Origin of the sequence: Dietzia sp. CW19, assembly GCF_014145265.1 — a bacterium.
In the GTDB taxonomy this organism is placed as follows: domain Bacteria; phylum Actinomycetota; class Actinomycetes; order Mycobacteriales; family Mycobacteriaceae; genus Dietzia; species Dietzia natronolimnaea.
Genome location: NZ_JAALEE010000068.1, coordinates 1 through 5,916 on the forward strand (window position 1 = coordinate 1; position 5,916 = coordinate 5,916).

The 5,916-nt window shown below is 69.7% G+C and carries 10 protein-coding genes; 5 read left to right on the forward strand and 5 right to left on the reverse strand.

Features of this window, described 5'->3' with window-relative positions:
• Nucleotides 1–418: CPBP family intramembrane glutamic endopeptidase (locus tag G6021_RS02480; RefSeq protein WP_182640607.1), on the forward strand; the 418-nt coding region annotated here is incomplete at its 5' end.
• Between the two features lie 31 nt (nucleotides 419–449).
• Here G6021_RS02480 and G6021_RS02485 read toward each other — a convergent pair.
• From G6021_RS02485 to rpmB, 5 genes are all read right to left on the reverse strand, one after another.
• The gene (locus tag G6021_RS02485) at nucleotides 450–1,391 is read right to left on the reverse strand and encodes an AEC family transporter (protein ID WP_182617162.1); all 942 of its coding nucleotides are present in this window, start codon (nucleotides 1,389–1,391) and stop codon (nucleotides 450–452) included.
• A gap of 163 nt (nucleotides 1,392–1,554) precedes the next feature.
• A complete protein-coding gene (rpsR, locus tag G6021_RS02490; protein ID WP_007632792.1) occupies nucleotides 1,555–1,812 on the reverse strand; it encodes a 30S ribosomal protein S18 in 258 nt (85 codons plus the stop codon).
• Nucleotides 1,813–1,822: 10 nt separating this feature from the next.
• A complete protein-coding gene (rpsN, locus tag G6021_RS02495; protein WP_017836289.1) occupies nucleotides 1,823–2,128 on the reverse strand; it encodes a 30S ribosomal protein S14 in 306 nt (101 codons plus the stop codon).
• A gap of 3 nt (nucleotides 2,129–2,131) precedes the next feature.
• Nucleotides 2,132–2,296: a 50S ribosomal protein L33 gene (gene rpmG, locus G6021_RS02500; RefSeq protein ID WP_017836290.1), complete on the reverse strand. Its 165-nt coding sequence runs from the start codon at nucleotides 2,294–2,296 to the stop codon at nucleotides 2,132–2,134.
• Nucleotide 2,297: 1 nt separating this feature from the next.
• Nucleotides 2,298–2,534, reverse strand: coding sequence for a 50S ribosomal protein L28 (rpmB, locus tag G6021_RS02505; RefSeq protein WP_010542299.1), 237 nt, complete (start codon nucleotides 2,532–2,534; stop codon nucleotides 2,298–2,300).
• A gap of 358 nt (nucleotides 2,535–2,892) precedes the next feature.
• Between rpmB and G6021_RS02510 the strand changes: the two genes are divergently transcribed.
• The 4 genes from G6021_RS02510 (at nucleotide 2,893) to G6021_RS02525 (ending at nucleotide 5,659) form a co-directional block, all read left to right on the forward strand.
• A complete protein-coding gene (locus G6021_RS02510; protein WP_095718598.1) occupies nucleotides 2,893–3,153 on the forward strand; it encodes a type B 50S ribosomal protein L31 in 261 nt (86 codons plus the stop codon).
• 65 nt (nucleotides 3,154–3,218) lie between these two features.
• Nucleotides 3,219–3,389, forward strand: coding sequence for a 50S ribosomal protein L32 (gene rpmF, locus G6021_RS02515; RefSeq protein WP_179525844.1), 171 nt, complete (start codon nucleotides 3,219–3,221; stop codon nucleotides 3,387–3,389).
• 195 nt (nucleotides 3,390–3,584) lie between these two features.
• On the forward strand, nucleotides 3,585–4,268 hold the full coding sequence (locus tag G6021_RS02520; RefSeq protein ID WP_182617164.1) for a response regulator transcription factor: 684 nt from the start codon (nucleotides 3,585–3,587) through the stop codon (nucleotides 4,266–4,268).
• Nucleotides 4,268–5,659, forward strand: a complete 1,392-nt coding sequence (locus G6021_RS02525) for a HAMP domain-containing sensor histidine kinase (RefSeq protein ID WP_179525842.1) — start codon at nucleotides 4,268–4,270, stop codon at nucleotides 5,657–5,659. Before G6021_RS02520 ends, G6021_RS02525 begins: the two co-directional genes overlap by 1 nt.
• Nucleotides 5,660–5,916: the final 257 nt, after the last annotated feature.

Genomic DNA, 5,916 nt, shown 5'->3' on the forward strand with positions numbered 1-5,916 from the left:
CCCGGCGGTGATGCTCGCGGGGGTCGCGGCGTCCATGGTCGTGCTCGTCCCGCTGGGGGCGGGGCCGGAGGGCTCCGACGACGGGCTCGAGGACCTCGCCACCGGCGGGCCGGCGTTCGTGGTCCTCGGGCTGCTCGCCGTCGCGGTGCTCGTGCCCGTGGCCGAGGAGGTGGTCTTCCGGGGGATCGTCCTACCCGCGCTGAGAGCGAGGTTCCGGGCGGTTCCGGGGATCGCGCTCGCGGGGGCGGTCTTCGCCGCCGTGCACCTGATCCCACCCGCGCTGCCCTACCTGGTGGTGGTGGGGATCTCGCTGTGCGTGATGGCGCAGTGGTACCGGTCGATCGTGCCCGGGATCGTGCTCCATGGCGTCAACAACGCGGTCGTGTTCGCCGGCATCGTCGCGGCGGGCTCGGCCTGAGGGGTGCACGTGGGGCGGTGCCCGGCGGAGCTCAGGCCAGCAGTGCGGACACCAGCAGCAGGACGGGGAGCGCCCCGAGTGTGGTGAGGACCGCCGAGTCGCGGGCGAGCAGCGTCCCGTGGCCGTATCGGGTGGCCACCACGAGCACGTTCTGCGCCGTGGGCAGGGCGGCGGCCACCACCACGGTGAGGAGTTCGTGACCCCGCATCCCCATGAGGCCGCTGCCGACGGCGTACGCGAGCAGGGGGTGTGCGACCAGCTTCAGGCCGCTGGCCAGGGCGATCTCCCGGCGCGGTGACGCTCCGGCCTCGAGCACCTTCACGCCGTAGAGGGACATGCCGAACACCAGGAGTGCGCCGGGGACCGAGATCTGACCGACCAGGTGGACCGGCTCGAGCAGCCGTTCGGGCGGCGACCACGGCAATGCCGCCACCACCACCCCGGCCAGCGCGGCCAGGACCAGCGGGGTCCGGGCGGCCTGGAGCGCCGAGGAGAACGCACCTCCGCCGCCATCGGTCGTGCCCTCCGCCCGGGCGGCGCGCTCGAGTACGGCGATGGCGATCGGCTGGAGCACCGCCACCTGGAAGAGCAACAGGGGCATGACGAACCCGAAGTCCCCCAGGACGTAGACGGCGATGGGGATGCCCAGGTTGGCCGAGTTGACGTAGCTGGCGGACAGGGCGCCGACGGCGAGGTCGGCGGCCGGCCGCCGGAGCCACAGTTTCGCGATGAGCACGTAGGCCACCGCCATGACGATCGCCGTCGCGGCGGAGACCACGAAGACGCCGGTGAAGACCTGGTCGAGCGTGGTCCGGGCGAGGGCGTCGAACAGCAGGGCCGGGGTGGCGACGAAGAACACGAGCCGGTTGAGCACCAGTCGGGCGTCGGAACCGAGGACCCGGGAACGGGCGAGCAGCCACCCGAGTGCGACGACCGCGACGATCACGGCGAAGCCGTTGAGGACGCCGGCCACTGCGGACTCCTGGGGTTCGGGGGAGGGGAGCGGTAACGCCGATCGGGGCCGAGCACTCCTGCGGGCAGGAGGCGCGACCCCGATCGGGTTGCTGTTGCCTGTGTCGGCGGCTATTTACCGCGGACGGGACGTGCGGTGCGGTTCGACCGCGCCGAGCAAGGGCTCAGCGGCTGGTGAACGGCAGCAGTGCCATCTCACGGGCGTTCTTGACCGCGACGGCGACCTGACGCTGCTGCTGCGGCGTGAGGCCGGTGACGCGGCGCGAACGGATCTTGCCACGATCGGAGATGAACGTGCGGAGGGTGTTGACGTCCTTGTAGTCGACCGTCTCGATACCCGCGACCTTCAACGGGTTCTTCTTGGGCCGACGACCCTCCTGGGCACGGATCTTCTTGGACGGGGTGCTACGCGCTTTTGCCATGATTACCTACTCACCAACTCGACTTCGTGACACCGGGCAGCTCGCCACGGTGGGCCATCTCGCGCATGCGGACGCGGGAGAGGCCGAACTTGCGGAGGTAGCCGCGGGGGCGGCCATCGGCGACGTCGCGGTTACGCACCCGCACGGGCGAGGCGTCACGCGGCATCTTGTTGAGCGCGGTCTGGGCGTCCATGCGCGCCTCGTCCGTGCTCTCGGGGTTCTTGATGATTGCCTTGAGCTCGGCGCGGCGCTCGGCGAACCGGGCCACCTTGGCCTTGCGCTGCTCGTTGCGCGCGATCTTTGACTTCTTGGCCACGGGTCAGCGCTCCTCTCGGAATTCGACGTGCTTACGGACGACCGGGTCGAACTTCTTGAGGACGATGCGGTCCGGGTTGTTACGGCGGTTCTTGCGGGTCACGTACGTGAACCCGGTCCCGGCCGTGGACTTGAGCTTGATGATGGGTCGAACGTCGTTACGTGCCATCTCAGATCTTCTCCCCACGGGCGCGGATACGGGCCACGACGGCCTCGATGCCATCGCGGTCGATGGTCTTGATGCCCTTGGTGGAGACCGTCAGCGTGACGCGACGACCCTCGGAGGGCACGAAGTAGCTACGGCGCTGGATGTTCGGGTTCCAGCGACGGTTGGTCCTGCGGTGTGAGTGCGAGACGGACTTGCCGAAACCCGGCTTCCGTCCCGTTACCTGGCAATGCGCCGACATGGCGTGGTTCTCCTTCCGCCTCCTCGTACGGTGGCGCGTGATGGTCGGGGCTCCCGGTCGGCCTGGGCCGAACAGCAGCGGATCACCACGTCGCGGGCACCGTGAGAGGCGATAGCAAACGTGCAGACAACAGCGATGGTCTAGTTTACGGCCCGACCGCGGGAAACGGTAATCAGCACGTCAACGCCGGTGGGGACGGCCGGCGGAGCGTGCGAATTGGGTACGCGGTCATCGTACGGGTACGATCTACCGATGCGTGTGCTGATACCGGGATCCCCGGTTCGGCCACTGGCAGTTGCGTGCCCCTGACGGGGCGGGCGCCAGACCCAAGACTTCTACCGAGCTAGAGGGATCCAGTATGAAGAACGACATCCACCCCGACTACCACCCGGTGGTCTTCCAGGACTCGGGCACCGGCACCAAGTTCCTCACCCGCTCCACCGCGAAGAGCGAGCGGACCGTCGAGTGGGAGGACGGCAACTCCTACCCGCTCATCGTGGTCGACGTGACCAGTGAGTCGCACCCGTTCTGGACCGGCGCGCAGCGCGTCATGGACACGGCCGGCCGTGTCGAGAAGTTCCAGCGCCGTTACGGCAACCGCACCCGCCGCACCAAGTGAGCCGCGGGTCGGTGCTCCGCCGCCGACCCACACCCACACCCGAGACCTCAGAGGACGTAACAGTCATGGCAGTTCCGAAGCGTCGCCTCTCGCGCGCCAACACCCATTCCCGCCGCTCGCAGTGGAAGGCCGAGAACCCGGCCCTCCAGGAGACCAAGATCGACGGCCGCGCCGTGGTGCTGCCGCGTCGCCTGGTCAAGGCCGCCAAGCTCGGCCTGGTCGACCTCGACCGCTGAGTGTCGGTCGACTGATCGCCGAGACGAACTGAGCTCCGCGGCGCCCGCGCGTCGCACGCACACGCCCGGTCACGAGCCCGGTGGGTCCCCCCGGACCCACCGGGCTCGTCGGCGTCATCAGGAGCCGGCGCGGACCGCGCATCGGTCGCGGTATTCCTCAGCCGTGGTTCAGGCGGGTGCGGGAGACTTCCCGGTATGAAGATCCTCGTTGTGGACGATGACCAGGCCGTGCGTGAATCCCTGCGCCGTTCCCTCACGTTCAACGGTTATTCGGTGGAGCTCGCGGGGGACGGGGTCGAGGCGGTCGAACGGCTCGACGCGAACCGTCCGGACGCGGTGATCCTCGACGTCATGATGCCCCGCCGCGACGGCCTCGAGGTGTGCCGGATACTGCGGAGTCGGGGGGACGACCTGCCCGTGCTCATGCTCACCGCCCGGGACGCGGTGTCCGAGCGGGTGGCGGGCCTGGACGCGGGTGCCGACGACTACCTGCCCAAGCCCTTCGCGCTGGAGGAGCTGTTGGCCCGGCTGCGGGCGTTGCTGCGTCGTCGGGGTCCGGAGGCCGAGGACGTGGACGAGGTGTTGGAGTTCGAGGACCTGCGGATGGACCTGGCGACCCGCGAGGTCAACCGGGGGGAGCGCCGGATCCAGCTGACCCGGACGGAGTTCTCCCTGCTCGAGTTGCTCCTGCACCATCCCCGTCGTGTCCTCACCCGGAGCCACATCCTCGAGGAGGTGTGGGGTTACGACTTCCCCACGTCGGGGAACGCGCTCGAGGTGTACATCGGGTACCTCCGGCGTAAGACCGAGGGCGACGGCGAGAGTCGTCTGATCCACACCGTGCGTGGCGTGGGATACGTGTTGCGCGAGACGCCGTAGTGCGAGCCCGCACGGTGGGGTGGGGCTCCACACCGATCTCCCTGCACCAGCGGGTCACCCTGTTGGCGGCGAGTTCGGTGGGCGTCGCGGTGGCCCTGATGGCCGTCGCGGCGTACTTCGTCGTGTCCGGGTCGATGTACAGCGAGGTCAACAACCGGCTCCAGCAACAGGCCGACCAACTGGTCAACAGCCAGCTCGCGTCGGAGTTCGCCCTCCAGTCCCGGAGCACCCTCATCGCGCTGCGGGCCTTCAACCCCAATCTGGACGCGCAGATCGTCGCGCCCTCCGGTGTGCGGACGGCCACCGGCGAACCCTTCCAGATCGGCGGCCCCGAGATCGCCGTGGTCCGCGGCGAGACCGAGTCGAGCCTGCGGACGGCCGGGGGCAAGCAGATCTATGCGGTGGGGGTCCGCGACGGTTCGACACTCATCCTGGCGCAGGACCTGAGCCCCACCAGGGCGGCCCTCAATCGTCTGGCGATCGTCCTGACGCTGGTGGGTGCGGCCGGCATCGCGCTGGCGGCGGTGGCCGGTACGGCGGTGGGGCGCACGGGTCTGGCGCCGGTCGCCCGGTTGACCAGGGCGGTGGAGCGGATCGCCAGGACCGACGACCTGCGGCCCATCCCGGTGGCGGGTGATGACGAGATCGCCCGGCTCACCGCCAGCTTCAACCAGATGCTCGTGGCGCTGGGGGAGAGCAGGGATCGACAATCGCGGCTCGTGGCCGATGCCGGGCACGAGCTCAAGACACCGCTGACCAGTCTCCGGACCAACGTGGAACTACTGATCGCCGCGAGCAGGCCGGGGGCGCCGACCATCCCGGCCGCGGACAGGGGGGCGCTCGAGGTCGACGTGATCGGTCAGATCTCCGAGCTCACCCAGCTGGTCGGGGACCTGGTCGAGCTCGCCCGTGAGGATTCCGGGGAGGTCGAGCTGGAGCCGGTCGCGGTGTCGGAGGCGGTCGAGCGGGCCCTCGAGCGGGTCCGTCGGCGGCGTCACGACGTGCGGTTCGACGTGGATCTGGCGCCCTGGTACTCGTTCGGTGACAACGCGGGGATCGAGCGTGCGGTGCTGAACATCTGCGACAACGCGGCCAAGTGGAGCCCGACCGGGGGAACGGTGACGGTCCGGATGAACCCGGTGTCGGAGTCGGTCGTGGAGTTGACCGTCGCCGACCAGGGGCCGGGTATCCCTGAGGAGGACAGGCAGCTGGTCTTCGAGCGATTCCACCGCTCGCGGGAGGCACGGGCGATGCCCGGTTCGGGGCTCGGGTTGGCGATCGTCCGCCAGGTGGTCACCCGGCACGGAGGCACCGTGGAGATCCATGACGCGGACGGTGGGGGCACCGAGGTGCGGATGACCATCCCCGGGTGTGAGCTCCCCCCGAACTGATCGACGGGGGACGCGGTCGTCTCAGCGGGCACACAGCGCGGTGAGGAACCATGTCGGATATGGAGAACGAGAACGATCGGGGCACGGGTGGTCCCCGGCCCGGCGACGAGTGGGCCTCGGGTCCGGGCGCGGGTCCGGGTGGATACGGTCAGCGGCCGGAGAGCCCGTATGGTCCCCGCGACGACGGTCGGCGACCGGGCCCGGCGGACGTCGGTCCGCCCCCTCCCGGTTCCGGGCAGCCCGGCCAGTACGGGCAC

What these genes read in the sequence shown, in the direction of transcription:
- rpmB (WP_010542299.1), bottom strand. Translation starts at nt 2,534, where the DNA reads ATGTCGGCGCATTGCCAGGTAACGGGACGGAAGCCGGGTTTCGGCAAG.
- rpsR (WP_007632792.1), bottom strand. Translation starts at nt 1,812, where the DNA reads ATGGCAAAAGCGCGTAGCACCCCGTCCAAGAAGATCCGTGCCCAGGAG.
- rpmG (WP_017836290.1), bottom strand. Translation starts at nt 2,296, where the DNA reads ATGGCACGTAACGACGTTCGACCCATCATCAAGCTCAAGTCCACGGCC.
- rpmF (WP_179525844.1), top strand. Translation starts at nt 3,219, where the DNA reads ATGGCAGTTCCGAAGCGTCGCCTCTCGCGCGCCAACACCCATTCCCGC.
- G6021_RS02520 (WP_182617164.1), top strand. Translation starts at nt 3,585, where the DNA reads ATGAAGATCCTCGTTGTGGACGATGACCAGGCCGTGCGTGAATCCCTG.
- G6021_RS02510 (WP_095718598.1), top strand. Translation starts at nt 2,893, where the DNA reads ATGAAGAACGACATCCACCCCGACTACCACCCGGTGGTCTTCCAGGAC.